This is a genomic window from Singulisphaera sp. GP187 (assembly GCF_900129635.1).
Classification (GTDB): Bacteria; Planctomycetota; Planctomycetia; order Isosphaerales; family Isosphaeraceae; genus Singulisphaera.
The window spans coordinates 6,190,177-6,215,148 of sequence record NZ_FSRB01000001.1; the positions used below are offsets into that span (position 1 = coordinate 6,190,177).

Genomic DNA, 24,972 nt, shown 5'->3' on the forward strand with positions numbered 1-24,972 from the left:
GAACCGGTCCCGCCGATCGCCTCTGAGGAGAAACCTGATCGCTCTATTGTAGACAGCCTCAAGCTTCGCGCGCTCACATCCAACGCCCGAAATCCGAATTTGCCGCCGAGCCCGGCTCGGGAGTCGTCAGGCTGAGCCGGGCCAGCTCATCGCCTGGCCGACCGAGCGTTCGGCGATCGAGATTCAGGCTGAACCAGGTCAGGTCCTCCTCGCGAACGTCGTTCGGAGACTCGTCCATCAGGTTGTCTGTATCAGCCGATGGGGCGTCGAACGGGGTCAGGGCGAATTTGATGAAGGTTAAAAGCATCATGGAATGCCTCGTTGGAGTTGTAAGAGTTGAGTTTATGAGGGGTTGTTGTGTTACTTCCAAATGCCGTCTTCCCGGTGACTCGGAAGGCGTCGATTGTTGGCGAATCCCCAGGCGGGCTCACTCCGCTGGCTGAAGATGAGCCGTTCCGGAGTGGCAGGAGTCTCGCGGCCGAACTCGATCAGCGCGGCAAGCCACTTGAGGGTGAGATGACTCGCCAACCCGGCGATCAGCCCAAGGCCGAGGCCCTGGCAGACGGGGATGACCAAGATGTGGAATGCGGATGAGTCCATGACACTTCCTCCCGGGTCGTGATGGGGCGGCTGGAACTCAGCCAGCACGTCCTTGATCCGAGAGGAAGTTTAGCGGTCGAGCCTAAGCTGACCGTTAAACGGAGATTAAGTCTTCTAAATGTTGCTGTAAGTGCCGGGATGGTAGGGGGTTCTGGAATCGAAAATCGCCCCTTGGCGGGACTTTCTCGGGACAGGCTTTCTCAACGGGTAATCTGTGGACAGTTTGCGTCGGGACGTGCCTCTCATGTCGCTTCTGATCACCCCGAAGCTCAAACGCTCCTGAACGACGCGATCCTCACACCCGAGGCCGCTCCGGGCTATTCGGACCGCGTGACCGACTTCCTCCAACGCGATCTCCCGAAATTCTATCGGGCCGAACATCGGGCCAACGCCGATGACGAGGTCCCCTTGGCCGAGATGGTTCGCGCCCCGCGTCAACGACACCGGATCGAGGAGGTTTTCGAGGCCGGCAACGGTGAGGCCGATCTCGATCATTACGAGGTGCGGAGCGGGGTGGGATGGCATTGTAATGTAACATTGCCAGTTGTGGATGTGTGGCTTTGTGTTTGGGGCGACGGTGAGTCGAGGGGGACATTCCGGCGGTCAGAGTGTCAAAATCAAGTCATGTGTGGTTATAAGTGCTCCGCGAGCAGGTCGCCGCAGAAGTGAGTTGAGTGCTGCGGCTTAACGAGAACTCACGAATTCAGTTCTGATATGCACGAATACAGGAATGCCCTCCGAGTCGTTCGCAAATGGACTTCAACTAATGAGTTACGAGATTCCTAAAACGGTTGCAGTGGAATTAGCTCGAACTATGTTTTTTTGCTTGACCCCGCCGTTTTGAATCGTCAAGATCACCTGATAGAGGCAATGTGGCATAAATCGGAATAGCTCGATAGCCTCTCTGCCCGCATTGCGGGTGCGTCAGGAACTCTTTGGCCCGTAGGCAGTTGCGCTGATCTTCGCCAGTGAGTGAACAGCCAAGTCATGCGGGGGCGCTGATGGGTAAATCGCCTTAGCAGGCCTGTCTCGAAGGTTTTCTGGATTGCTGTACGCATGCCCATTTGTGGAGCGGGGGCATCTGTTTCATTCGGTAGCTTCAAAAACCATCGCAGTCGTTCTGCCTGGAGCGGTGAGCTTCTCCGGTGGGTCAATGAGATGCTGCGCCCCAACTCGTGGTGCCGCATTGCCGTGTCATACTGGCGAAAGAGGGCTGAATGATGGGCGAAATAAAAATCGGCAACGGCGGCAACCTCGGCAGGGGAGGCAATTGGATGAGCCAATTTCTTATTACGACAAATGTGCTCATTGTCGCATTGGTTCTCGGCGCCATAACCCTCTTCGGGTCGGTCGAGAAATCGCTGAAGTACCTCTCGGGGAACCGCGTCTTCCTCGATTCCGCATCGAAGTCGGTGGGGCACCTCGGGCAGGCCGAGACGAAGGTCGTGACCTTCAAGATCTCCAACTCGTCCGGCAAGCGGATGGAGATCGTCGGTGCGAAGTTGTCTTGCACCTGCCTGGTTACCGACGAGCTGCCGCTTACCATAGGCCCCAAATCCTCCAAGAATTTCAATATACGCATCGACCCGAAGGGGAAGGCCGGCAGTCTGAAGGAGACGGTCATCCTCTTCACGTCGCTGGATTCCGATCGGACCGTCCCGCTGGAGGTCGTCGGGGACGTGTCGCCGCCCAGTCTGGATGTCGGGGGTTCAGGCCATTGACCGCGGAGTGAGAATTTTCGGAGATGATCCTTTTCACAAATCCTTGCTTGAGGAGAAATTTATGAATCGGCTCCTTCAATTTGCGTCTTCCGTCTCGGCCTCGCTGTGCGCGATCACCCTCGCCCTGGCGATGGGGGTCGCATGCGTGAACTCGACCGCGATGGCCGATGAATTCCTCACGGCGAATTGTGGCGATGCCACTTGCGACGGTTGTCCCGCCGCGACCTCGACATGCCTCACGGGGGCAACCTGTCCTTCGTGTGCCTGCCAGGGGACGGTCTGCTATCCGACTTGAGGTTGCTGATCCCGAGGTGGTGGTGACTGAAGCCTTGCCACGTCCAAGGGTGAGAGCAGCCTGATCGAGCGTGTGGAAGTCACCGATGTGGGTCGCCCCCGGCTCCAGGCTTGTTCGCGGGCTCGCTCTCGTTGATGACGTTTTCATCGGGTGCTGATATCACTGATTGGTCGATCTCCTCTCAGGGATGTCAGCACTTCGATCGGAGTGCCGACATGTTCCCGTAGCAAGTTAAGTGCGACCTGAGCGATTGGCGGTCCGTGCCGGGCTTTCTGCGGAGGGTTGTAAGCGTTCCGCGAACCAGCCGGCCATGGGCTTCGGCGAGGCTCCCGCGGTTGATTCGTATTCCGTGATGCAAGCCTCCGCGAGGCAAGCGACGCCAGCTAGCTTCTCCATGAACTCGACGCGTGGGCGTCCGCCTCGATTGGGCCGCGAATGTCGAAGATTTTATCGCCTCGATCGAGACGTCGAGGAACTGTCATGGTCGGAGTCTGAGCGCCGCCGCAGGAGCCTCGCTCCTTGTGACGATCGTATTTGTGGACCGCATCCGCGGCCTGAGCGCGCACTGGAGACATCGAGAGAATCGCAAATGTCTCGCTGCTTCTTGGTCAACCGTCACAGTCTTCGCAGTCGCGTCCGATGCCATCAACTGCGTGAATGAGTTTCGTCGAGTTTCGATTTTGGGGCGGGGTGGACGGACGGGTCGTCTTGGTTTCTTCACGCAATGCCCAGGAGTGATTTGTCGTGAACAGAACGGGACTAATACTGAGAGCGGCAATCCGAGCGGCCAGGCCTTGGATCTTCCGTGCTGTGGCACTCGTGCTCGCCCCGATCGTTTTCGTCGGCGTTGCGTCCGCCTCGGACGACGTCTTGGACCGATTCCGCAAAGAATACCGGCAGGCTGCGAGCCGGCTCGAGGCGGTCTCGGATCAGCTCCGATGCCAGGCCGACTTTGAAATCACCGGCTTGAATGATCACACCAAAATCCAGAAGTTGATCCTGTACAAGCAGAAAAAAATCCTGGTCGTTAACCACAACACGTTGCTGCGGGGCAAGAAGATCGACGACGCGTACGTGTTCTGTGTGACTCCCGAGTACTCCTTCCAACTCCACTCCCAGTACCAGGCGGGCAAGCCCGGCCCTTACGTCCTGAGGTCGGTAGGGCTTAGGGACGAAACGTCGAGAAACTTCCTGGAGGGGGTTTCTATTAACTCGATTCATACGACCAATCAGAATTACGCCATCGATAAGGATCGCCTGGCCGACTTGCTCTGGGATGACCATTGCAAGATCAGTCAAGCGACACTCCTGCCGGCGGCGGCCGGTGAGAGCGAGGAAGCGAGGAAGGTGGAGCTCCAGTTCGACAACTCGTCCGCGAATCATTGGGTCGGGGGCGGCCGCTTGGTGTTCGATCCCTCCCTCGACTGGGCTGTGACCGAATACGACCTCGACATCAATTCGGAAGCTCCCGGTCAGCAAACCATACCGAAAGGGTCCAAGCGGCTGGGGAAAATCGTGAATCGGAGATGGCCGGATGTCGGGGTCTTTCCGGAGCGAGTGGAATACATCTATCGTTACCCGCATGGCGATGACAAGAAGGTCGCCGATATCACCGCCGTGTCCCGCGACGAGATCGAGGACAGTGCGTTCACCTTGGCGGCTTATGGCCTGCCGGATATCTACGTCAGGGCGAAGCCGCGCGATCACACCGTGTTGCTCCTGTTGGCGCTGGGCGTCGGTTTTCTCCTGGTTTCGCTCCTCTTGAAGCGGTTGTCGCCGAGGTGACGATGAAGGGTCGCGTCGAACAGGCCTTGATCGCCCTTTCCTTCGCCCTCGTTCTCTCGGCCTTCGCCTTGTATTCGTTCCGGCTGGCCTGGAGTTCCACGGCGATCGTCGAGAGCGTCCCTTGTAGGCTCGAAGGTCCTATCGAGTGCGGGGAGGAGGTCCGGGTGAGCATTGCCCTGGCCAATCGTTCGGCGGGCGACGTGAAACTCGTCGGCTCAGGAGATTTTTGCGGCCCTCGCGGCTGCATCTCGATCCTCGGACTCCCGAAGCTGATCCGGAGACGCAGTCAGGCCTCGGTCCAGGCACAGGTGAAGGCCCCCTCCCGGCCGGGCCCGTTCGAACTCAAGACGGCGATATTCACCGATTGGCGTGACCAGCAACAGGTCGAGGTCGAGGTCAGCGGGGAGGCGGTCGGTAGCCCCGGCCGCTGAACGCGCCGGGCAGGCGACCGAAACCTCGCGTCCTGGCAGAGGGGACCACCTCGATGTTTGCCCGCGCTTCCCGCAGGGCCACGAGTCCGGGCGATCCCCGGTCGTCGCCACTCCGAACCAGTTCCCGACGCGTCAGACACCCCGAGTGCCTCATCATGGCGTACGAGCATCCCGACATCATGAGACGTCTCGTGGAGGTGAGGGCGACCCTGATTCGCATCCGTCCGGAACGGACCGGGTGGGGGTACACACGGTCAGGCACCCCGAGCGCGGAGGCGACGGCCCTTTCCTGCATGGGGTTGCTGGCGACGGAGCAAGTGGCCGGGGTCGGCGACGATCAGGGTCGCGAGGCCGTCGGGAAGGCCGCACGATGGCTCGCCGACGGGCAGAATCCCGACGGGTCGATCAGCGTCCACCCCGGGCTGGCGGGGCCGGGCTGGCCGACTTCGCTCGCGATCGTCGTCTGGTCCCGGATCGGCTGTTGCAAGGACGCATCCGACCGGGCCACGGCTTGGTTGCTCGATCAGAAGGGGAGGACGATGCCCCGCCTCCGCGGCGAGTGGGATGCGCACGACACCACCCTCGCGGGATGGCCCTGGACCGCGAACACGCATTCGTGGATCGAACCGACGGCGTGGTCGATGATCGCACTCCGCCGTCGAGGGTTCTACGAACACCCTCGGGTCCGGGAGGCGTTACACCTAATCAAGGACCGCATGATCGGCAGCGGCGGTTGGAACTACGGGGTGAAGGCCGTCCAGCATCGGCCCCACCCCGCGCAACCCGCCCCCACCGGCCTCGCCCTCCTGGCGCTGGCGGGCTCGGGCGTCGCGGGACCCGATGACGTTGCAGCCAGTCTCGACTATCTGAAGGGCGAGCTATCGCGGGTCAAGGGAATCCACTCGGTTTGTTGGGGACTCTTGGGACTTCACGCCTGGGGCCGGCGCCTCGACTCGGCCGATCGGATCCTCCTTGAAGCGTACCTGGCATCACCCGGCATCACCGAATCGGCCTGGCATCTCTCGCAATTCTTGCTGGCGGCCTCCTCGGGCGGGCCCGGCGATTCGGGCTTGTTCTTTGACCGCGACTAGACCGCCGACGTACGCCCGGGAGTGATTCGCGACATGGTACATCGACGGAAGCTGATCCTCGGAGCCGGGGCCGCCACCGCATGCGGCCTCGGGGGATTCTGGACCCTCGGTGGACGAAGGGCGCGAACCCGGGTCTTCGTCGGCAAGGCGACTTCTTACGACGACGATCTCGAAGGGTTGGTGCGACGGGGCCTGTCCGAGATCGGGTACACGCCGGACCAGTTCAAGGATCGCTCGGTGCTGATCAAGCCGAATCTCGTCGATCCGATCGGGACGACCCCGCATGCCAATACTCATCCGAAACTGCTCTGCGCGGCCGTGGAAGTTTTCCGAAGGTGGGGCGCCGGGGATGTGGTCGTCGGCGAGGGGCAAGGGCTCAGCCGTGATTCGGACCAATTGCTGGAAGCGTCCAGTTATGGCCCATTCTGCAGGGAGCGACGGATTGACGTCATCGATCTGAATTTCGCCGACGTCGTAGCACGCGCCAATCGGACGAAGTTCACGAGCTTGGGCCGGTTTTACTTGCCCAGGGTCGTCGCCGAGGCCGACTTCGTCGTCTCGATGCCCAAGCTGAAGACCCATCATTGGGCGGGGGTCACCCTGGCGGCGAAGAACCTCTTCGGCGTGCTTCCGGGCACCTACTACGGCTGGCCGAAGAACGTCCTGCACTGGGCCGGGATCCACCAGTCGATTCTCGACATCGCTTGCCTGGTCAGGCCAAGGATTTCGATAGTCGACGGGATTGTCGGCATGGAAGGAGACGGCCCCCTCTTGGGGACGGCGAAGCCGTTGGGGGCCGTCGTGATCGGGGCCGACCCATTCGCCGTCGATGCCACGGCGACCCGCCTGATGGGGATGGAACCGGAAAGGATCGCGTACCTGAGGGAAGCCGCCGGCCGCCGGTTGGGGGCCGTGAGCGAGGGCCGGATTCAACAGGTCGGCGAACGCCTCGCCGACTCGAGGTCGCCGTTCGTGATCCCGCGTGGGTTTTCCAGTTTGAATCATGCGGATAGTTACTGATTCGAGCTGAATATGAGAGTTGAAATCAACGGGACGGGAGGGGGATCGAGCCATGCCTTGGCCGCAGGTCACTCGGGCAACCGGGGGGCCGATCGGCGATGGCTCTGGGTCTCGCTCGCCTTCTGGGTCGCCCTGATCCGGGGCTCGACGTTGGCCCACAATTTCCAGTCGCCGGGGGGCTTGGGCACCGATTTCTTCCAGGAATATGCCTCCGCCCGCAACCGAGTCGAGGGGCTGCCCATCTACACGAGCCATCTCGAGACGATCCCTCGCTATCTCGGGACCCGGACGGACCAGAACCGGCCTTTCGTCGTGGTCAACGCCCACCCGCCGACCTCCGTGCTCCTCGCCCTCCCGTTCGCCGGGCTCGGTTTCGATGAAGCCTTCCGCGGGTGGAACGTCGCCTCCCTCTTCCTCTTCGAAACCGCGCTACTCTTGGTACTTCATCAGCTCAAGGTCCGGATCACCGCGCTCACGTTGATTTCGACGACCGTGATACTGCTGATGTCCGACCCATTCCTGGAGCAGATCCGCCTCGGCCAGCTCAACATGGTCTTGCTCGTCTTCCTGACGGGTGCCTGGGCGGCGGAACGCACCGGGCGGCCTTGGGCCGCCGGGGCCTTGCTCGGGGCGGCGACGGCCGTCAAGCTCTTCCCCGGGTTTCTCCTGCTCTACTATGCGATGCGCGGGCGGTGGAAGGTCGTGGGAGGCGGCCTGCTCTCCGCGACCGCCCTCACGGTCCTGACCGCGGCGGTGCTGGGGAGTGCCACCTACGTCGCGTACTTCAAGGATGTCCTGCCCGAGATCCAGTGGTTTCGCGTCGGGTGGAACAACGTCTCGCTGGTCGGGTTCTGGAGCAGGTTGCTGGACCCGGCGCCGGAGAGGCTGCGCGCCGCCTCACGCTCGGATCCGCTCTTTTACAGCCCGGTGATGGCACGGATTGCCATCGGCGGCTCCTACCTCGCCATCGTCGGACTCCTGGCCTGGGCGACGAGGCGTATCCGTGGTCGGGCCGCGGAGGATAAGGCATACGGCCTCGCCGTGACGGCGATGCTCCTCGTTTGCCCGATCACGTGGGAGCACTATTTTCTCCTCCTCCTCGTGCCGTTCGCCGTCTCCTGGGTCGAGCGGCCATCGACCACCCTCGGACGCGGCACGCTGTTGGCGATCCTCGCCTGCATGTGGGTGAGCCCGACGCTCTTCTGGGGGATCACCGACCTCAAGGGGCGAGTCGCCCGGCCCATCGACTCGATGACCGTGCTGGCGGTCCATACCTATACGCTACTCCTCTTCTTCCTCATCGGCGTCGTCGGGCTGCTGCGCGAGGCGAAGGACGCGGACCAGCCCCCAGGCCGGCGACTCCCGGAATGGCCGTCGAGTTCGGTCGGTTCCCCCATTCCTGTCGGGATAACGGCCTCGGACGAGCGGACAGAACGGCGTGCGATTCCGGCGAATCGCCGCCCTCCCATTCGAATTCCTTGAGGGCCTCGAGATGTCGAAGCGAAGCACCCGCCTGGCACGACTACTGGCCCTGACGGCATTACCGACGACCCTCCTGGTCGCGGTCATCGTGAAGGGCGATCTCGGCCGAGGCCAGGAAGGCCGCCCCGTCCCGGCGGTCGCTCCGAGGGATCATCTTCCTCTCATCACAACGTCGCTCAAGCATTCGTTGGGGGTCCTACGCGTTGGGCAAGGGGGGGGATGCATGGTGATGCTCCTCAACCCGGGCCTGCGCAGGATCGCCATCGACAAGGTCGAGACCGATTGCCCGTGCCTCCTGGCGACGCCCGCGTCCCTGGTCGTCGATCCGGGCGCTTCGACCCCCCTGACGGTGACCTTCGACCCGTCCCACGATCCCGACTTCAAGGGCAAACTCGGCGTGGGAGTCTATGGCTACGCGGCGGGCGCGGAGGTGTTCCGCACCACCGTCGAGCTGGAAGTGGCATCGGATCCCGTGAATCATCCCTCCCACGGCCCGGCGACGGGCGAGGACGATTGAGATGAATCCGAGGGAACTCGCGAAATCGAGCGGTGACGCATCAGGAAATACGAGTCGGTCGATCCGAGGGCGCGGCGGGCCCGTGCGCATCTCCCGGCCCCGCCCCCGGCCGTGGGAATGCGGCTTTACGCTCATCGAGCTGCTCGTGGTCATGGGCATCATCGCGATCCTGATGGGGTTGCTCCTCCCCGCGGTCCAGGGCGTGCGCGAGGCGGGTCGGCGCGCCCAATGCTCGAACAACCTCAGGCAGATCGGGCTGGCGTTGCAAACGTACCACGACGCTGTTGGCTCATTTCCGCCGGGGAGGATGAAGTCGTTCGACCCCCGCTTCTCGGGGAATAATCCTCCATGCACCTCCTACGTCATCGACAAGAGCTTCGAGCTTTACATCCTTCCCTTCATCGAGAATGTCGCCCTGTACAACGCGATCAATCAGAGCCTGACCATCCTCGGGGCCGAGAATCAGACCGTCCACACCATATCAGTCGCCGCTTACGCGTGCCCGAGCGACCCCATGTCGGGGACGGCCCGGGAACTCGCCCCCGGCTCCCTGTCTCAATACGGCGCCCCGGTTCCGTCCACCGGCGCCTATCGCATGGTCTTCACGAGCTACGCTGGCTGCACCGGCTCCTTCGAGGTCCTGGCGCTCCCGCTCCCGACGAACGACTGCAAGGTGAAATCCCAATCCGCCGCGCAGAACAATGGGTGCTTCAACGACATCTCTCCCATCTCCGTCGCCGGGATCACGGACGGCATGAGCCAGACCGTCATGGTCGCCGAAAAGTCGACCACGTTGCTCGGCTCCGTCGACGCCATCAAGCCATGGACGTCTGCCAAATACGGTTGGTACGTGACGGGAAACTGGGGGGACACCCTGCTCACCTCCTTCTATCCGCCCAATGCCCATAAGACCGTGGCGGCCACCGTGTCGTCGGCTTGGGCCAATGCGGCGACCAGCCTGCATCCGGGAGGTGTGAACGTCCTGATGGGCGATGGCTCGTCGAGATTCATCAAGGAGTCGATCCAGTCCTGGGCGCTCGACCGGACGACCGGGATCCCGATCGGAGCTTCGCAGGACCCGGGGGGATGGTGGGTCAACACGCCGCCGCCCGGTATCTGGCAGGCGCTGAGCACTCGCAACGGCGGCGAGGCGGCCAATGTCGATTCCTATTAACATGCCGACAATATCTCAAGGCTCCGGGGAGCCGTTCGCAAGTTGTGGCCAGGTCAAGCGCAACGTCCCGATCTCAGCGAGATGGTCGATCATGAGTCGTCGTGTCAAGAGAAGGGTTCATCTGGCAATCCTGGCCGCGCTGACGGTCGTCCTGAGGCTCCCATACCTGACGGAGCGGAGCTTGTGGTTCGACGAGGCCTCATCGTGGCAGACCGCGAGCTTCACCTTCACGGACATGATGAACAGCCTTCGACTCAATGTGCATATGCCCCTCTACTACGTCCTGCTTCGCGCCTGGATGGAAGGATTCGGGGACTCCGTGGCGTCGTTGCGGGGGCTCTCGGTCCTCTTCGGGACATTGTCGGTGGTATTGATGTATGAATTTGGTCGAGAACTTTACTTATGCTCCGGCGCGACGCGCAAGGGCCACGCGTCGTCCCCGCATTTCCGTGGGCATGAGTTTGCATTGATGATCGCAGGCCTCGTGGCCGTCAGCCCATTTCAAGTCCATGCCGCGATCGAGGCCCGAATGTACAGTTTGGGCACCGCCCTGACGGCCTTGAGCTCCTGGATACTCCTCCGGGCATTGCGTCGCGTGAATTCCACGGCAACCTGGATGGCGTACAGCCTGGCCTCCTTGGCGCTCCTGTATACTCACCATTACGGCATCTTGACGGTGACCGTGCAGTATGGCTTCATTCTCGCCTATGCGATTTATCGTTATGCAACCAATGCGCGTGATTATGCTCGGAGGTTGTTTTTCCACGCGGCAGGCTTCGGGATCGCGACGCTCGTTGCTTATGTCCCCGGTCTCTTCATCCTGCTCGGTCAAGTCAAGCGAGTTCGGGAGGACTACTGGATCCGGCCGATGTCGTGGTGGACTGTGCCGAATACCTTCAGCGAGTTCACGGTCCCGTTCGCCCACGAGTCGGGTCTCGGTCAGGCGGGTCCTTACATCCTGCTCCTGTTCGCGATCTGCTGCCTGGTGGTGGCCAATCGAGGGGCGAAGCGAGGCGACGCCTTCGTCTTGATCTCCGCCATCGGCCCGATGTGCCTCGCTGCGACGATCTCCCTGGCTACCCCGATCTGGTATTATCGCTATTTCCGCTTCGCCCATCTCTTTATCCTCGCCGCAGTCGTGCTGGCGACCTGGCGGGTCACGCGGACCTCGCCAAGGGCGAGAGCGATCCTCTTCGCCGACTTGGTCGTCGGGATGGTTCTTGCCTACATCCTCTTCTGGAAGACGTTGGATATACCGAACGGGCCCGGGCCCCGCGGTGCCGTGGAACGGATCCTGGCGATGAGCCGAGGGGGAGAGATCATCGTCACGACGGACTACATGCAGTATTTCCCCGCCAAGTATTACGTCGGGGGGAGGGGGAAGGTCCAACTGCTGTGGACGGGCCCCGATCATGCCTGGGGGCCGCACCTGGTCAGGCCGTCCGACTTGATCAGCCCCGGAGAGTTGTCGAACTGCCTCGGCAGCGGGGTCTGGGTCCTGAGTTCGACCCCCCGCTCCGCGGTACTCCCCTCGATCGATCGGCTGGAACCCGAGTCGAGCTTCACCGTCCCCTTCTATCAACCCCTCCACAGGACGCTGTACGCGAACAGGTACAGGGTGAGAAGTAGGCCTCGGGGCGGACCCGAGCATGAGTATTCGCATTAAGGCGGGCGATACCTGGCGAGGCGGCCGACGACCCGCACGGGACGTTGGCAAGGAATGAGCATACCCGTGGATAGTTTTGCGAAGTCCGGCAACCGGATATCCTTGAGAGATCGGGGAAGTCATGGAAAAGCCCGAGATCAGCCTCTTCTTTCCCGTCTACAATGACGAATCGACGGTCAGGCAGGTCACGGAGAAGGCGATCGCGTTCCTCTCCGGCGAATCATCGCGCTATGAGATCCTGATCATCGACGACGGCTCACCGGACCGTTCCGGGGCCATCGCGGATCAACTGGCCGAGGAATACAATCGGGTGCGCGTTATCCATCATCCCAGGAATCTGGGGTATGGGGCGGCGGTGAGGACGGGGCTCCGGAATAGCCGGTATGAACTGATCTGCTTCACGGACGGGGACGACGAATACGACATCTATGATTTCTGCAAGCTCATCCGGCTCGCGGATTACTACGAACTTATTATTACGTTCCGTTACATGAAACTCTACTCCAGCTTCCGGCAAGTCTTGTCGTGGTGTTACAATTGCATGTTTAGGTGGCTGTTTAACACGCGTTACAGGGACATCAGCACCGGGCTGCGCGTGATCAGGCGGTCGCTCCTCTCCGAGCTCGACTTGGAGTCGACCAGCCCGTTCATCGGCGCGGAGATCACCGTGAAGGTCATGCTCAAGGGTTACAGGGTGGGCGAGGTGGGAATCCAGACGTTTCCCAGGAGATTCGGCAAGAGCACGTCCACGACCTGGGCCAATATCAGCGGGACGATCCTTGATATGTTGTCGGTTCACCGTGCGGTCTTTTCCCGCCATTATGACCTGCCGAAGTCTCGAGTCCGCGAATAATGCCGGGGAATCCGCGTCGAGACAACGTGTCGGGCCGACCGGCCGCTCGAAGGGGCGAGAGGGCAATTCATGACCGACAGGAATCGTTCGCTGGACCGCTATTACGCAACGCGATTTGTCTTTGACGAGAGGCGGGAAGTCGTCTGGGGCGAGATTTGCAGGTTGCTCCAGGCGAGATTCATTGCGCCGCGGGATGTCATTATTGAGATTGGCGCGGGCTATTGTCATTTCATTAATCAGATACAAGGGTGTGAGAAGCACGCGTTCGACTTGTTTCCCGGCCTCCCCGATTATGCCCGGCCGAATGTGGTGACCCATGTCCAGTCATGCGTCTCGCTCCATCCACTTCAGGAGGAGAGCGTGGACACGGTCTTCTCGAGCAACCTCTTCGAGCATCTCAGCCGTGAGGATTTGCACATGACCCTGCTTGAAGCTTGGCGGGTCCTGCGTAGGGGGGGGCGTTTGATCGTGCTGCAACCGAATTTTCGACTCTGCTATCGCCATTATTTCGACGATTACACGCACCTGCAAATCTTCTCAGACTGCGGGCTGTCCGACTTATTGAGCTCTTACGGGTTTCATTTGTTGGAAGTAAGGCCACGCTTCTTGCCCTTCTCCATGAAGTCCTGGCTCCCCGTCTCGGCGTCCCTGGTGCGACTGTACCTGCGGTCGCCCGTGAAGCCATTCGCCGGCCAAATGCTCCTCGTGGTTGAGAAGCCCCCGGAGTGATCGACCATCACCTCGGTCCTCGGCCCCCGTTCGATCGGAGTCTTGGCCACGATGAATTACCTCGGCAAGCACAAGGGAATCTGGAGATGCGTGGCCTGTCTCGCCGCCACAGTCGGGTTCTTTGCGGCGATGATCCCGTTGTCCGGCAGGAAGTTCATGGGGTTTGACGAGAATTTCACCTATCGCATCGCCAGGCTGAATTCGGCGGAGGAGATCTGGAGAAGAATGGCCGATGGCTTGGGAGAAACCAATCCGCCGTTCATGCACATCGTCGCGCACTACGCCCTGCTCAGTCCTTTGGATCCCGATCTCGCGATTCGCCTACCCTCGATGATCGGCTATTGGGTGATGGTCGCCTGCGTCTTCCGCTTCGCCCTCCGCCGCGTCTCCCGGCTCAACGCAGGCGTCGCGGCCTCCCTGTCCCTCTGCCAGTTCCAGTACGCGGTGGAAGGACGCGTCTACGGCCTCCTGCTCGGCTTGGCCGGGGTTTCCTTGCTGTTCTGGCGATCGACGGTCGAGAATCGACGCCCGGCCCTGGATTCCCTCGCATTGGGATCCTGCTTTGCAATCGCATCCTTTGCTCATTTCTACGGGTTCATGATAATGGTGCCATTCGGGTTTGCCGAGCTCGCCCGTTCGAGGGGCAATCTGAAGGCGAGTCTGCCGATTCTCGGTTCCTTCGCGATTGGGTTGACGCCACTGGTGGCGATCCTCCCATTCGCTCGCTATGCCCGGACCTGGTCGCCGACGTTCTGGGGTCGGCCTCATGCCGCCTCGAGCCTGTGGGCGTATCATTCCCTCTGCGGGATTCCTCTCACCCTCGTCCTCGTCGTCGGCTGCCTGTGTGTCGCGGGCGCGGCCGTGCTCCGGGCTCGATCGCGGGTTGCCCCGGTGCAACCTGGTTTCCGGCATTACGAGGTGGTGCTGTTCTGCACGGCCGCCCTGATGCCCGTCTGGGTGCATGGAATGTCGATATTTACCAATGCCTACTCACCGCGCTATGCGATCGTGATGATCGTGGGTATTGCCTTGTTGGGTGCTACCGTCCTGCACGAGGCGGAACGGCACGGATCGTTGCTCCACGGGATATGTATTTTGATCGCATTGGAAAGCCTGGGTTACCATGTGAATCATGACTTGGCCCGACTTCATCTCGATCACGTAGCCATGAAGGCCTCCATGGATACCGTGGGTCGTATCCTGCGGGAGGATCCGAACGCGATATGCATAGTGACCGAACATCATCTCTATCTGAGGATCCAGAGATATCTCGACCAAGACCAAGGCGGTCGCGTCTACGGTTATTGCGACAGCGAGCGAGCCGGTGCCATGCGAACGGTCCTCGAATTGTGCCGGATCGCGAATTTGCAATTCATAAACATGGCTGATGTTGAAAATGTTATGAAATATGATGAGCACATCGTGCGAGCCATAAAGGCAAGGAACCATTAATGTTTGAGTTGGCCAGCTTCAGGTCGAAAACCGCCTGTTCCTTTCTGAACGATCCCCGGATCTCCCCCAACTCGGCTTCCAGGGCCTTGTCGTAAATTCTACTCTGACCGATGAATTTTCAGGCCGGTTGAGTTTTGTTATCCTGAATCATGGTAAGGAGATGGAGTCCGAACGGAGATCCTCTCCCCCTTTGGCACTCTCGTTTTCGTTGCTCGAGTGCGGTTCGCCATCAAGTCGGCTTCAAAATTCCAGGCGAGCGTGGAGCGTCGGCTTCCTGGCTTGATCGGCGGGAGATGGCAAGAGAAGGTGAAGTGGGTGGGCCCAGCCCACCCTTGCAAGAGCGTCGAGATCGGCCCTGATCTGACGCACTTGGAGGGGGCTGGGGTGGTGAAGCAATCGGCTCAGGTGGCTTGGGCGCCCGGCTTACCGGCTTCGACGATGAACGAGGCTCGTTCCACGGCCGGAGCACCGGGGCGGGAGATGTCTTCGACTTCGACGAGGTCGGTCCGCCAGATGCCGGGGGTTACGGTGCAGCGGACGTAACCGCGCTGGGCGTCGTGGTATCGGACCCCCGGGTTTTCGGAGCGGAGTTGTTCGAGGCCCTTGGAGGCGCTGGTCCCGTTGCCGCCGCTCGAGATCGAGGTGCCGACGAACTCGGTCGCGACCACCGGGGTCTCGGGCATGCGGTCGTCGACGCGGAGGTCGTTGACCCAGTTCGAGTGGATGTCTCCGGTGAGCACGATCGGGTTGGGGACCCGGCGCTCGGCAAGGAACTTGACCAGCTTGATCCGCTCCGCGGCGTACCCCGCCCATTGGTCCATCGAGTAGAGCATCCCGGCCTCGCGCTTGCGTTTGACCAGGGCCATCATGACTTGCTGGGCCAGCACGTTCCAGGTTGCGGTCGACGTCAGCAGGGACGATTGCAGCCAGCCCGCCTGCCGCTGTCCGAGCATCGTGCGCTTCGGGTCGAGCGCCTCGTCGTTGAGGTCGGCCGGCTTGTCGCCGTTCGCCTGGTCGGAGCGGAACTGGCGGGTGTCGAGGATCAGCAGTTCGGCCAGTCGTCCGAACGAGGCTTTCCGGTAGAGCCGCATCCGAGGGCCGCGGGGAATCGAGGGACGCCGCAACGGCATCGTCTCGTAGTAGGCCTGATAGGCGTTCGCCCGCCGGGCGAGCAGGGCCAGGCTATCGACCCCTTTGATGGCCGATGCGCTCCCCGCGTAGTTGTTGTCCACCTCGTGGTCGTCCCAGGTGACCAGCCAGGGGCAACGGGCGTGGGCGGCTTGGAGCAACGGGTCGGACTTGTACTGGGCATAGCGAAGCCGATAGTCATCAAGCGACTCGCATTCCTTGCCGAGATGGATGCGGACCTTATCCGGCTTCCCCTCATCCTCGTAGATATAATCGCCCAGGTGGAGGATCAGGTCGAGATCGTCCTTGACCATGTGCTCGTAGGCGGTAAAAAGGCCCGTCTCATAGTGCTGGCACGAGGCGAAGGCGAACCGGAGCCGATCGGGCTGCGCGGCGGGCGCGGGCATGGTTCGGGTCCGTGCCGTCGGACTCTCCACGTCGCCGGCCCGGAACCGATACCAGTACCACCGGTCCGGTTTGAGGCCGTCCGCCTCGACGTGAACCGAGTGCCCGAGTTGCGGGGTCGCCAGCGCGGTGCCGCGGCGGACCACCTTGGTCATGGCCTCGTCGTCGGCGATCTCCCACTGCACCTCGATCGCCTCGGGCGGCAGCCCGCCCCCCGGAATCAGCGGTTCGGTGGCCAAGCGGGTCCAGAGGACGACCCCGGTGCTCGTCGGATCTCCCGACGCGACGCCGAGCCGGAACGGATTGCCGGCGAACGTGGCGCGGCGCATGACGGCGCCCTCTGACCGCTCCGCAAGCCAGGGCAAGGCCGCGAGCGTGGTGCTATAAGCGAGGAACGTCCTCCGGCTGAGGCCCCCTTCGCGGCGTGCGAACTCATGAAGCGCGGTCAGGTCCAGGTCCGACATGGAGCACGATCCTTAAGCTGGGAGCCATCCGTTGCGGAGCGGAATCCACGCAGGATTTCCGCTGGAGACGAGGCTCGAGGATTCGGGAGGTTGGTCGGGGCGTGGCGGCAGGTTCGCTTTGTCTCGAACCATGTTGAGGCAACCCGGCGACTCGAGTCAAGGAGTTCGCCGATTCGACGCCCAAGTCAGGGGCTTTTTCTCGAACGGGAGCACACGTCAGTTGCCTGACCCATCAAGAGAACATAATGGATATTGTTTGTGTTGAAGAGGACGCGAAAGACGCCTTAGCCGACCTCGTCAATGCTCGCGGCGGATCGCGGGAACTGTGTTCACCGAAACGAGCCTCCCTTCCCAACCGAAGAATGGGGGCGGGCGCTGAGTCTCACGCCGATCGAATTCTGATCGTGACGAGCCGGCGCGGCAAGGTTGTCGCGGTGATCGGTGGATTGATGAGCCCTAATGACGTTATCATGAGTCGAATGCTTGCATTCAAGGAATCTCGAGCGTACGCTTGAGCCATAGGGCGATTCATTGGCGCAAGCAAGCAAGTCGATAAGGCCTTTCGCGGTCGTGTTCTCACGCCCCTAACTCAACGCGCGGGCCGTTCCTGGAGTGCCGGCCATGTCGAATGATCAGCGGGTCAATCCCGATTCCCACGATCTGTCGTTTCACGAGCCTGGATCTGAGGAGGAGCGGTCGGACGGCCCGCGACCCGATGAGGGGGTTCCACCCGCCTCGTTGCACGCAAGGCCGGGCCGAATTTCAGGGGGGCGACGCCCTGGGTTCAAGCGTGTGGTCCTCGCCACGTTGTTGTTGGTCGTGTCGGCCGCCGGTTATTCGATCGCGCAATCGCTTCGCGAGGCGGACTGGCTGCTCGCTCTCGTTCCGCAGCAGCCAGGGGGAGCTGCGGTGAAGGATCAGGCGGCGGCTGCACCCGCACCCGCACCCGCACCTGCTCCCATTGCGGAAGACCCCTCGGAGCTTTGTGAGTTGCAGGTGTTTGCCGATCAGCCGGGGGGCGAGACGATCGTCTATTTGACCGAGCCTGGGAGATTGCCCGGGTTCCGTCCGGGACACTATGGGAACCGTGGCCGGTTGACCCGTGAGATTGTCCGCCAGGCCGTGTTGCTCGCTGCGCGTGAGGAACTGAACGTGACGGTTCGCGACGCCTCGATCGGCGACCCCGCGCCGCAAGGACGGCCGACGACTGCCATTGAGGTCGCGGTCATCTGGCCGCCTGAGAAAACGTCGATCCGTCTGAGCCGTGGCCAGGGGGCGAAACGCGAGGTTCTCTTCGAGCGAACGCTCCGAGATAACCCGAGGCTCAACGACTACCTGACGCTCACCAAGAACGCCGAAATCGCCTCGCGTGAAGGGATCCCGGAGGCTCTCGCCAAGATCGGTGTCAAGAGTAAGCCGGTTCCCAAGCCGGGGGCGGGTCAACTTCCCGCCGCGCTCGAAGATCAACTGTTGAAGATGTCGTTCTTACCGCAATTCGCGGCGATTCGCCAGCTCCACGAGATGATACGGACCGATGGTTCTTCGCCTGGGCGACTTCACGGTCTGGCTCGCGGCTATGCCAACCTCGGCGTGCTGACGGACTTCCAGTGGGATTCCGCGGCTCAGGCCTACAAGGCCCGTGCCTTGCTCTACGCCCATCGCGACGTGAACGCCAGGCCAGGCTCGCCCGTGGCCCGCTGGAACCGCGCCTATGCCGCGGCCATGGTCGGAACCCACAACCTGGCGCTCATGGATCTTGAATCGGCGCGCGGTTTTATCAAGGACATGGCGGAATCGCTTCGACCTACCCCCCCGGCCTGGGTTGAGCTGATCGAGGCGCATTGCCACTTCGCCGTCGACAAGCTCGCCAACCTCCGCGGTGGCACTGTCGGCGAATTAGGATCACTTTTGTATCTCATGACGGTTGAGCATCCCTTGAATACCGATGTGCTTCACCGCGCCGCCCGTGAATTGATCGTTGCCAACCCCGAATGTTTTCGCGCTCATCACGCCTTGTTCGAGGTGGGCGGCGTCGCCAACCTTCATCGCGCCACACTCGTGGCCCCCCATGTTCTCACGAACGTCGTTCCTCAGCGGATTCGCGAGTTGCCCGGATTACCCGACGCCGTTCGCGAGACGGTACAAGACGAGGTCGCGCTCACAAAGGCGCTGGACGACGCCGCGGACCCCGCCCATGACGTGGCGGAACCCTCCTGGGGAGCGCTGGCGCGGATGATCCGCGAGACTCGGTTCGTCTGCACCTACCGGCGACTCGACTTCATGGCGAATCACTGGAATGTGCCGGCCGGCGGGTACTGGGAGGAAGCCCAGTCGCTCGTGGCGGACCACCGCTTCCGCCCATTCCTCGAGACCTATGCCCGAGTCTCGCGGGATCCCAAGGAGTTTCTCGCCTTTGTCGAGAAGCTTGACACCACGAACCTCGGCCTGAACACCTCGGTGATGCAGTATGTGATCAGCACAAGGATCCCCAAGGATCCAAAGCCGCCGTACTTTTCGATCTCGCCGCTCCTCAGCGACTGGAACACTCACGACCTCGCGCTGGCCCTGCTCTCTTACCGGGAGACCTATGCCGTGGCGTATGCCCGCAAGCTGCTCCTGGTTAACCCGTACTCGGCCTACGCCATGGCGATGCTCGTTGAGCACGACTGGGGTGATGCCGAGAAAAAGGTGGACGAATGGCGGAAGAAGGTCGGCGATCACCCGAGCTTGATCGGCGCCTTGGCACGCCGCTATGACAAACTGGGACGCACGGACGAGGCCGGGGTGCTTCTGAAACGCTACATCGAGCTCTCGCCCGATCCCTGGGCCTACCAGTTGATGGCGGAGCAAGAGAAGAAACTTGGAAACGTGGCTCGATGGAAGGCGATCCTCGATGAATATCTCGCCAAAGCCGAGGATCATGGCCTCGACCATGCGAAGGTCCGGGTTGAAATCGCCGAGTCCTTGATGGCGGCCGGGCTCTACGAGGAGGCACGACCCTACGCGGATGCCGCGGCCGAGACGTGGGCCGGCTGGGCGATGCAAACCGCTCAGAAATGCGCGGAGGGGCAACAGGATTGGGACGCCGCCGAGAAATGGGCGCATGCCCGTGCCGAGCGTTACCCGGTCAATTCGGGTTACGACTGGGTCGAATTCTGTATGAGGACCGGCCAAGGCCAACGGACGGAGGCGAGCGACTTTACCCTGGCGTTGCTGAAACGCTTTGCAGATCGAAACGATAGTCAGATTGCGATTCCGCGTGCCTCGCTGCTGATGGCAAAAGGCGAGCCCGGCAAGACGCTCGAATCGCTTCAACGGTTGGTTAAGGCGGAAGCGGAAAACCCGTCCGGCCATCACTCCGCCTACTTGGCCCTGTTCACCGCGGCCGGATTGGCGGGCGATCAGAAGCTGCTCGACACCCACGCGGAGCAGTTCATTAACCAGTACAAAGCGGACTCCCCCAAGTTCACGGCGATCCTGGCCAAGATTCGCGAGGCGATTGCCAAGGGGGATCCGGACGCACTCGACCAGAAGGGCGTCGATATGCTGATCGAGGAAACGCCTGCGGCAAACCGGGTCCGCCCGGCCCTTGTCGTTGCCGCTTACTTCGCGGGCGCCGAGAAGCACGAGAAGGCCAAGCCCTATTGGGAGCAGGCGGCCGACAAAGGGGAACCCTATTACTGGTGGCGGGTGATCGCCGAGAGCCAATTGGACTCGCGCAACCGCTGATCGGCCTCGCTTCGGATCCCATTCGAGCGCCGTCCTCTCGGGACGGCGCCCCCCCGCTCGCTCCTGACTTCAGAACCGCGGCCTGGGTGCGGATTCCCTTTCTCGAAGCGGATCCGCCCCCAGGCCGCGGTCGCGTGCGCCCAGAAAGCTCGTAATTTTGGCGTTTTGCTGGGGACCGCGTCGGTCTGGTTGAGACGTGCGGATCACCTTGGCGTGACGAATCCGAGCGGGCGTTGCCGGGAGCGTGACGCACGTCCGGCGCGGTTGTCTAAGGTCGATCGAACGGAGTGATGTGGAGTGAAACCAATGTCGATGTGCCTACGTTTGAAGTTTTCCCCTTGGCGAATCGCGAAGCAGTTTGTCCCGCTCTGTGGCGTGGGGCTGGCGATGCTGGTCACGGGATGTTCTCAGAAAAAATTCGCATACGCCGTGGTTTCACTTGGATCGAGTTGTAGGTGGAGATCCCTGGGGATTTTTCGCGAACGAGTGTCTATGTTGATTGAAGATTTCATCAAAATAACATGTTAGATTGTGTTATTGTTTGCGGAGTCGCGCAAGACGCCGTAGCCGCCCTCGTCAAAGCTCGCGGCGGATCGCGGGAACTGTGTTCATCGAAACGAGTCTCCCTTCCCAACCGAAGCCTGTGGGCGGCCGCTGCGTCTCCATGCCGATCGAATTCGGATCGTGGCGAGCCGGAGCGGTAAGGTTGTCGCGGAGATCGGTGGGTTGATGATTCCCTACGACGTTCTCATGAGTCGATTGCTTGCATTCAATGAATCTCGAGTGTACGCTTGGGCGCACGGGCGATTCATTGACGCAAGCAAGGCCTTTCGCGGTCGCGTTCAAGCGACCTCCCCCCAACGCGCGGGCCGTTCCTGGAGTGCCGGCCATGTCGAGCGATCAGCGGGGCAATCCCGATTCCCACGATTCGTCGTTTCCCGAGCCTGGATCTGAGGAGGAGCGGTCGGACGGCCCGCGACCGGACGAGGGGGTTCCACCTGCCTTGTTGCGCGCGGGGCCGAGCCGGAATTCGGGGGGGCGACGCTCTGGGTTCAAGCGTGTGGTCCTCGCCACGTTGTTGTTGGTCGTGTCGGCCGCCGGTTATTCGATCGCGCAATCGCTTCGCGAGGCGGACTGGCTGCTCGCCCTCCTTCCGCGGGTGGGCGGAGCCGCGGAGCAGGATCAGGGGGCGGCTGCTCCCGCTCCTGTTCCCGCCGCGGAGGACCCCTCGGAGCGTTGTGAGTTGCAGGTGTTTGCCAACCAACCGGGGGGCGAGACGATCGTCTTTCTGACCGAGCCCGGGAGGATGACCGAGTTCCGCGCGGGATATTATGGGAACCACAGCCGGCTTGCCCGTGAGATTGTGCGGCAGGCGCTCTTGCTCGCCGCGCGGGAAGCGCTGAACGTGCCGGTGCGCGACGCCTCGATCGGTGACCCCGCGCCGAACGGGCAACCGACGACCGTGATTGAGGTCGCGGTGCTTTGCCCACGTGAGAAAACGTCGCTCCGTCTGAGCCGCGGCCAAGGTGAGAACCGCGAGATCCTCTTCGAACGCACGCTCCGTGATAGCGAGAAACTCAACGACTACCCGACCCTCGTCAAGAATGCCGAGGTCGCTGCGCGTGACGGGCTGCCGGAGGTTCTCACCAAGGTCGGGGTCAAGGGCAAGGCGGTTCCCAAGAAGGGGGACGGCCGGCTCCCCGCCGGTCTGGAGGAGCAACTCTTGAAGATGTCGTTCGTGTCGCAGTTCGCGGCGGTCCGGCAACTCCACGAGACGATCCGAACCGATGGCTCATCGCCTTGGCGACTGCACGGCCTGGCACGTGGCTACGCCAACCTCGGCGTGCTAACCGAGTTCCAATGGGACGCCGCGGGGCAAGCTTACAAGGCTCGTGGTATGCTCTACGCCCAGCGCGACGTGGCGGCCAGGCCGGGCGCGCCCGTGGCCCGTTGGAACCGGGCCTATGCCGCGGCCATGGCCGGAGTCCACATCGAGGCGCTCGACGACCTTGAGGCGGCGACTCGTTTTGCCAAAGGGATGGCGGAAGCGTTGCGGCCCGCTCCCCCGCCCTGGGTCGAGCTCGTCGACGCCCACTGCCACTACGACGCGGAGAAGCTCGCCAAGCTCCGCAACGGTTCCGTGGCCGAGCTCGGTGCCCTCCTCTACGTCATGACGGTCGAGCATCCGTCGAACACCGACGTCGCCCTCTGCGCGGCCCGCGAGGCGATCGTTGCCAACCCCGAATGTTTCCGCGCCCATGACGCCTTGTGCGAGGTGAGCGGGGTCGCGAACCTCCATGGTGCCACCACCGCGGCCCCCCAAGTTCTCGACGAGGTCATTCCGGGGCGGATTGCCGACTTGCCCGGCGTGCCCGCCGCCGTCCGCAAGACGGTCCAAGACGATCAGGACGAAGTCGCGCTGACGCGGGCCCTGGATGCCGCCGCGGACCCGAGCCTCGATCGAGCGGAACCCTCCTGGGGAGCCCTGGCGCGGATGATCCGCGAGACCCGGTTCGTTTGCACCTATCGTCGGCTCGACTTCATGGCGAATCTCTGGAGGGTGCCGACCGGCGAGTATTGGGTCGAAGCGCGTCCGCTCGTCGCAGAACACCGGTTTCGCCCGTTCCTCGAGACGTACGTCCCAGGCGCAAACGACCGCGCCTCGTTGATCGCCTTTGGCGAGAAGCTCGACACGACCGACCTCGGGCCGAACTCCGCGGCGTTGCAACGCAAGATGACCGCCAACATGCCCCCTGGGACGATTACGAGCCTCTTCGGGGTCTCGGTGCTCCTTAGCGATTGGAACGCCCGCGACCTCTCGCAGTCGCTCCTCTACTTCCGGGAGTCACGGGCCGCTGACTACGCGCACAAGCTGCTTTCGGTCAGCCCGAACTCCGCCTATGCCATGGCGATGCTGGTCGAGTACGCGTGGGATGAGGCCGAGAAAAAGGTGGACGGCTGGCGCAAGCAGGTCGGCGATCACCCGAGCCTGATCGGCGCTTTGGCCCGCCGCTACGACAAGCTGGATCGGATGGAGGAGGCCGAGGTGCTCTTGAAGCGGTACATCGAGCTCTCGCCCGACCCCTGGGCTTACCGGCTGCTCGCGAATCGAGCCAAGGCGCTGGGGAACGAGGCCCGCTGGATCGCGATTCTCGATGATTATCTCGCGAAAGAAGAAGATCATGGCCTCGATCATGCCAAGGTCCGGGTCGAGATCGCCGAGGCCTTGATGGCCAAGGGACGGTTCGATGAGGCACGACCGTACGCCGATGCCGCGGCCGAGACGTGGGCCGGCTGGGCGATGCAAACCGCTCAGAAATGCGCGGAGGGTCAGGAGGATTGGGATGACGCCGAGAAGTGGGCCTATGCCCGCGCCGAGCGTTATCCGCACACCTCCGCCTACGACTGGCTCGATTTCTGTGTGCGGACTGGCCACGGCCACCTGAAAGAGGCGTGTGACTTCACGCTCGCGGTCCTGAACCGCACGGGCGATCGAGCCGAGGATCAGGTCGTGGTCCAGCGTGCCTCGCTCTTGATTGCCAAAGGTGAGCCTGGCAAGACGTTCGACTCACTTCAGCAGTTGATCAAGGCGGAATCGGATAACACGTCCGGCCATCAAGTCGCCTGCGTGACCCTCTTCACCGCGGCCGGACTGGCGGGCGATCAGAAGCTGCTCGACACCAGCGCGGAGCAGTTCATCGACCAGTACAAAACCGCCTCCCCCAAGTTCACGGCGATCCTGGCCAAGATTCGCGAGGCGATCGCCAAGGGGGATCCGGACGCACTCGACCAGAAGGGCGTCGATACGCTGATCGAGGAAACGCCGTCGGCGGGTCGGATTGGTCCGGCCCTCGTCGTCGCCGCCTACTATGCGGGGGCCAAGCAGCACGAGAAAGCGAAGCCCTATTGGGAACAGGCGGCCGAGAAAGGGCAATCCTTCTTGTGGTGGCGGGTGATCGCCGACAGCCACTTGCGCGCCCGCGACCACTGATCGGCGGCGTTCGGATCCCAAGGCCGGCACCCCCTCGCTCGCTCCTGACTTCTGAACCGCGGCCTTGGTGCGGATTCCCCTTCTCGAAGCGGATCCGCCCCAAGGCCGCGGTCGCGCGCGCCCTCCGAGAGCTCGCTGTTTTGGCGGAATTCAGGCCAAATTTCGGCCTGGTCAGCAGGATAATCCAAAAATGCCGCTCCTTGGTCGGAAAAAAATTCACAATGTCGACTCGTTTAGTCGAATTTGTACTTGACTAAAACGATCAGGATCATGAAAATCACACCTCAGTCAAGGATGCGTGCCTGATTCGCTTGGGGCCGCGTCGGTCTGGCTGAGTGGTGCGGATCACCTTGGCGTGACGAGTCCGAGAGGGCGTTGCCGGGAGCGAGACGCTCGTCCGGCGCGGTTGTCTAAGGTCGATCGAACGGAGTGATGTGGA

At 62.1% G+C, this 24,972-nt stretch carries 18 protein-coding genes; 15 read left to right on the forward strand and 3 right to left on the reverse strand.

The features are described from left to right. Positions 1 to 73: 73 nt before the first annotated feature. On the reverse strand, positions 74 to 310 hold the full coding sequence (locus BUS42_RS24250; protein ID WP_074310429.1) for a hypothetical protein: 237 nt from the start codon (positions 308 to 310) through the stop codon (positions 74 to 76). Between the two features lie 50 nt (positions 311 to 360). Beyond that, positions 361 to 600, reverse strand: a complete 240-nt coding sequence (locus BUS42_RS24255) for a hypothetical protein (protein WP_074310431.1) — start codon at positions 598 to 600, stop codon at positions 361 to 363. Positions 601 to 1,874: 1,274 nt separating this feature from the next. Here BUS42_RS24255 and BUS42_RS24265 point away from each other — a divergent pair. From BUS42_RS24265 to BUS42_RS24325, 13 genes are all read left to right on the forward strand, one after another. Continuing rightward, positions 1,875 to 2,321, forward strand: coding sequence for a DUF1573 domain-containing protein (locus BUS42_RS24265; protein WP_159452286.1), 447 nt, complete (start codon positions 1,875 to 1,877; stop codon positions 2,319 to 2,321). A gap of 61 nt (positions 2,322 to 2,382) precedes the next feature. After that, on the forward strand, positions 2,383 to 2,616 hold the full coding sequence (locus BUS42_RS24270) for a hypothetical protein (protein ID WP_074310435.1): 234 nt from the start codon (positions 2,383 to 2,385) through the stop codon (positions 2,614 to 2,616). An 810-nt stretch (positions 2,617 to 3,426) separates the two neighbouring features. Further along, positions 3,427 to 4,401, forward strand: coding sequence for a hypothetical protein (locus BUS42_RS24275; protein ID WP_074310437.1), 975 nt, complete (start codon positions 3,427 to 3,429; stop codon positions 4,399 to 4,401). A gap of 2 nt (positions 4,402 to 4,403) precedes the next feature. Further along, on the forward strand, positions 4,404 to 4,832 hold the full coding sequence (locus BUS42_RS24280) for a hypothetical protein (RefSeq protein ID WP_074310439.1): 429 nt from the start codon (positions 4,404 to 4,406) through the stop codon (positions 4,830 to 4,832). 179 nt (positions 4,833 to 5,011) lie between these two features. Continuing rightward, the gene (locus BUS42_RS24285) at positions 5,012 to 5,923 is read left to right on the forward strand and encodes a prenyltransferase/squalene oxidase repeat-containing protein (protein WP_074311416.1); all 912 of its coding nucleotides are present in this window, start codon (positions 5,012 to 5,014) and stop codon (positions 5,921 to 5,923) included. A gap of 33 nt (positions 5,924 to 5,956) precedes the next feature. After that, on the forward strand, positions 5,957 to 6,943 hold the full coding sequence (locus tag BUS42_RS24290) for a DUF362 domain-containing protein (protein ID WP_074310441.1): 987 nt from the start codon (positions 5,957 to 5,959) through the stop codon (positions 6,941 to 6,943). A 12-nt stretch (positions 6,944 to 6,955) separates the two neighbouring features. Beyond that, positions 6,956 to 8,425 carry a glycosyltransferase family 87 protein gene (locus tag BUS42_RS24295; protein WP_074310442.1) on the forward strand — a complete coding sequence of 490 codons (1,470 nt, stop codon included), beginning with the start codon at positions 6,956 to 6,958 and terminating at the stop codon, positions 8,423 to 8,425. 10 nt (positions 8,426 to 8,435) lie between these two features. Then, positions 8,436 to 8,942, forward strand: a complete 507-nt coding sequence (locus tag BUS42_RS24300; RefSeq protein ID WP_143206456.1) for an Ig-like domain-containing protein — start codon at positions 8,436 to 8,438, stop codon at positions 8,940 to 8,942. A gap of 1 nt (position 8,943) precedes the next feature. Next, entirely contained in the window at positions 8,944 to 10,116 is a 1,173-nt protein-coding gene (locus BUS42_RS24305; protein ID WP_083670482.1) for a DUF1559 domain-containing protein, read from the forward strand. 91 nt (positions 10,117 to 10,207) lie between these two features. Further along, on the forward strand, positions 10,208 to 11,782 hold the full coding sequence (locus BUS42_RS24310; protein WP_074310444.1) for a glycosyltransferase family 39 protein: 1,575 nt from the start codon (positions 10,208 to 10,210) through the stop codon (positions 11,780 to 11,782). A gap of 121 nt (positions 11,783 to 11,903) precedes the next feature. Next, positions 11,904 to 12,635: a glycosyltransferase family 2 protein gene (locus tag BUS42_RS24315; protein ID WP_074310445.1), complete on the forward strand. Its 732-nt coding sequence runs from the start codon at positions 11,904 to 11,906 to the stop codon at positions 12,633 to 12,635. 69 nt (positions 12,636 to 12,704) lie between these two features. Then, positions 12,705 to 13,364, forward strand: coding sequence for a class I SAM-dependent methyltransferase (locus BUS42_RS24320; RefSeq protein ID WP_074310447.1), 660 nt, complete (start codon positions 12,705 to 12,707; stop codon positions 13,362 to 13,364). Between the two features lie 51 nt (positions 13,365 to 13,415). Further along, positions 13,416 to 14,816, forward strand: coding sequence for a glycosyltransferase family 39 protein (locus BUS42_RS24325; RefSeq protein ID WP_143206457.1), 1,401 nt, complete (start codon positions 13,416 to 13,418; stop codon positions 14,814 to 14,816). Positions 14,817 to 15,217: 401 nt separating this feature from the next. Here the strand turns inward: BUS42_RS24325 and BUS42_RS24330 are convergent, their stop codons facing one another. Next, positions 15,218 to 16,813: an alkaline phosphatase D family protein gene (locus tag BUS42_RS24330; RefSeq protein ID WP_074310450.1), complete on the reverse strand. Its 1,596-nt coding sequence runs from the start codon at positions 16,811 to 16,813 to the stop codon at positions 15,218 to 15,220. A gap of 621 nt (positions 16,814 to 17,434) precedes the next feature. On the opposite strand from BUS42_RS24330, the gene BUS42_RS24335 reads away from it, so the two are divergent. Together BUS42_RS24335 and BUS42_RS24345 are read left to right on the forward strand one after the other, a co-directional pair. Next, positions 17,435 to 20,542 (forward strand): tetratricopeptide repeat protein, encoded by a 3,108-nt coding sequence (locus BUS42_RS24335; protein WP_173878253.1) that lies wholly within the window; start codon positions 17,435 to 17,437, stop codon positions 20,540 to 20,542. Between the two features lie 889 nt (positions 20,543 to 21,431). Beyond that, entirely contained in the window at positions 21,432 to 24,533 is a 3,102-nt protein-coding gene (locus BUS42_RS24345) for a tetratricopeptide repeat protein (protein ID WP_254053710.1), read from the forward strand. The last annotated feature ends 439 nt before the right edge of the window (positions 24,534 to 24,972 follow it).

Excerpts from the sequence above, each read along its gene's own strand:
- BUS42_RS24300 (WP_143206456.1), top strand. The coding sequence starts at position 8,436 with ATGTCGAAGCGAAGCACCCGCCTGGCACGACTACTGGCCCTGACGGCA.
- BUS42_RS24315 (WP_074310445.1), top strand. The coding sequence starts at position 11,904 with ATGGAAAAGCCCGAGATCAGCCTCTTCTTTCCCGTCTACAATGACGAA.
- BUS42_RS24325 (WP_143206457.1), top strand. The coding sequence starts at position 13,416 with ATGAATTACCTCGGCAAGCACAAGGGAATCTGGAGATGCGTGGCCTGT.
- BUS42_RS24330 (WP_074310450.1), bottom strand. The coding sequence starts at position 16,813 with ATGTCGGACCTGGACCTGACCGCGCTTCATGAGTTCGCACGCCGCGAA.
- BUS42_RS24335 (WP_173878253.1), top strand. The coding sequence starts at position 17,435 with ATGTCGAATGATCAGCGGGTCAATCCCGATTCCCACGATCTGTCGTTT.
- BUS42_RS24285 (WP_074311416.1), top strand. The coding sequence starts at position 5,012 with ATGAGACGTCTCGTGGAGGTGAGGGCGACCCTGATTCGCATCCGTCCG.
- BUS42_RS24320 (WP_074310447.1), top strand. The coding sequence starts at position 12,705 with ATGACCGACAGGAATCGTTCGCTGGACCGCTATTACGCAACGCGATTT.
- BUS42_RS24265 (WP_159452286.1), top strand. The coding sequence starts at position 1,875 with ATGAGCCAATTTCTTATTACGACAAATGTGCTCATTGTCGCATTGGTT.
- BUS42_RS24270 (WP_074310435.1), top strand. The coding sequence starts at position 2,383 with ATGAATCGGCTCCTTCAATTTGCGTCTTCCGTCTCGGCCTCGCTGTGC.
- BUS42_RS24345 (WP_254053710.1), top strand. The coding sequence starts at position 21,432 with ATGTCGAGCGATCAGCGGGGCAATCCCGATTCCCACGATTCGTCGTTT.
- BUS42_RS24305 (WP_083670482.1), top strand. The coding sequence starts at position 8,944 with ATGAATCCGAGGGAACTCGCGAAATCGAGCGGTGACGCATCAGGAAAT.
- BUS42_RS24295 (WP_074310442.1), top strand. The coding sequence starts at position 6,956 with ATGAGAGTTGAAATCAACGGGACGGGAGGGGGATCGAGCCATGCCTTG.
- BUS42_RS24255 (WP_074310431.1), bottom strand. The coding sequence starts at position 600 with ATGGACTCATCCGCATTCCACATCTTGGTCATCCCCGTCTGCCAGGGC.
- BUS42_RS24290 (WP_074310441.1), top strand. The coding sequence starts at position 5,957 with ATGGTACATCGACGGAAGCTGATCCTCGGAGCCGGGGCCGCCACCGCA.
- BUS42_RS24280 (WP_074310439.1), top strand. The coding sequence starts at position 4,404 with ATGAAGGGTCGCGTCGAACAGGCCTTGATCGCCCTTTCCTTCGCCCTC.
- BUS42_RS24310 (WP_074310444.1), top strand. The coding sequence starts at position 10,208 with ATGAGTCGTCGTGTCAAGAGAAGGGTTCATCTGGCAATCCTGGCCGCG.
- BUS42_RS24250 (WP_074310429.1), bottom strand. The coding sequence starts at position 310 with ATGATGCTTTTAACCTTCATCAAATTCGCCCTGACCCCGTTCGACGCC.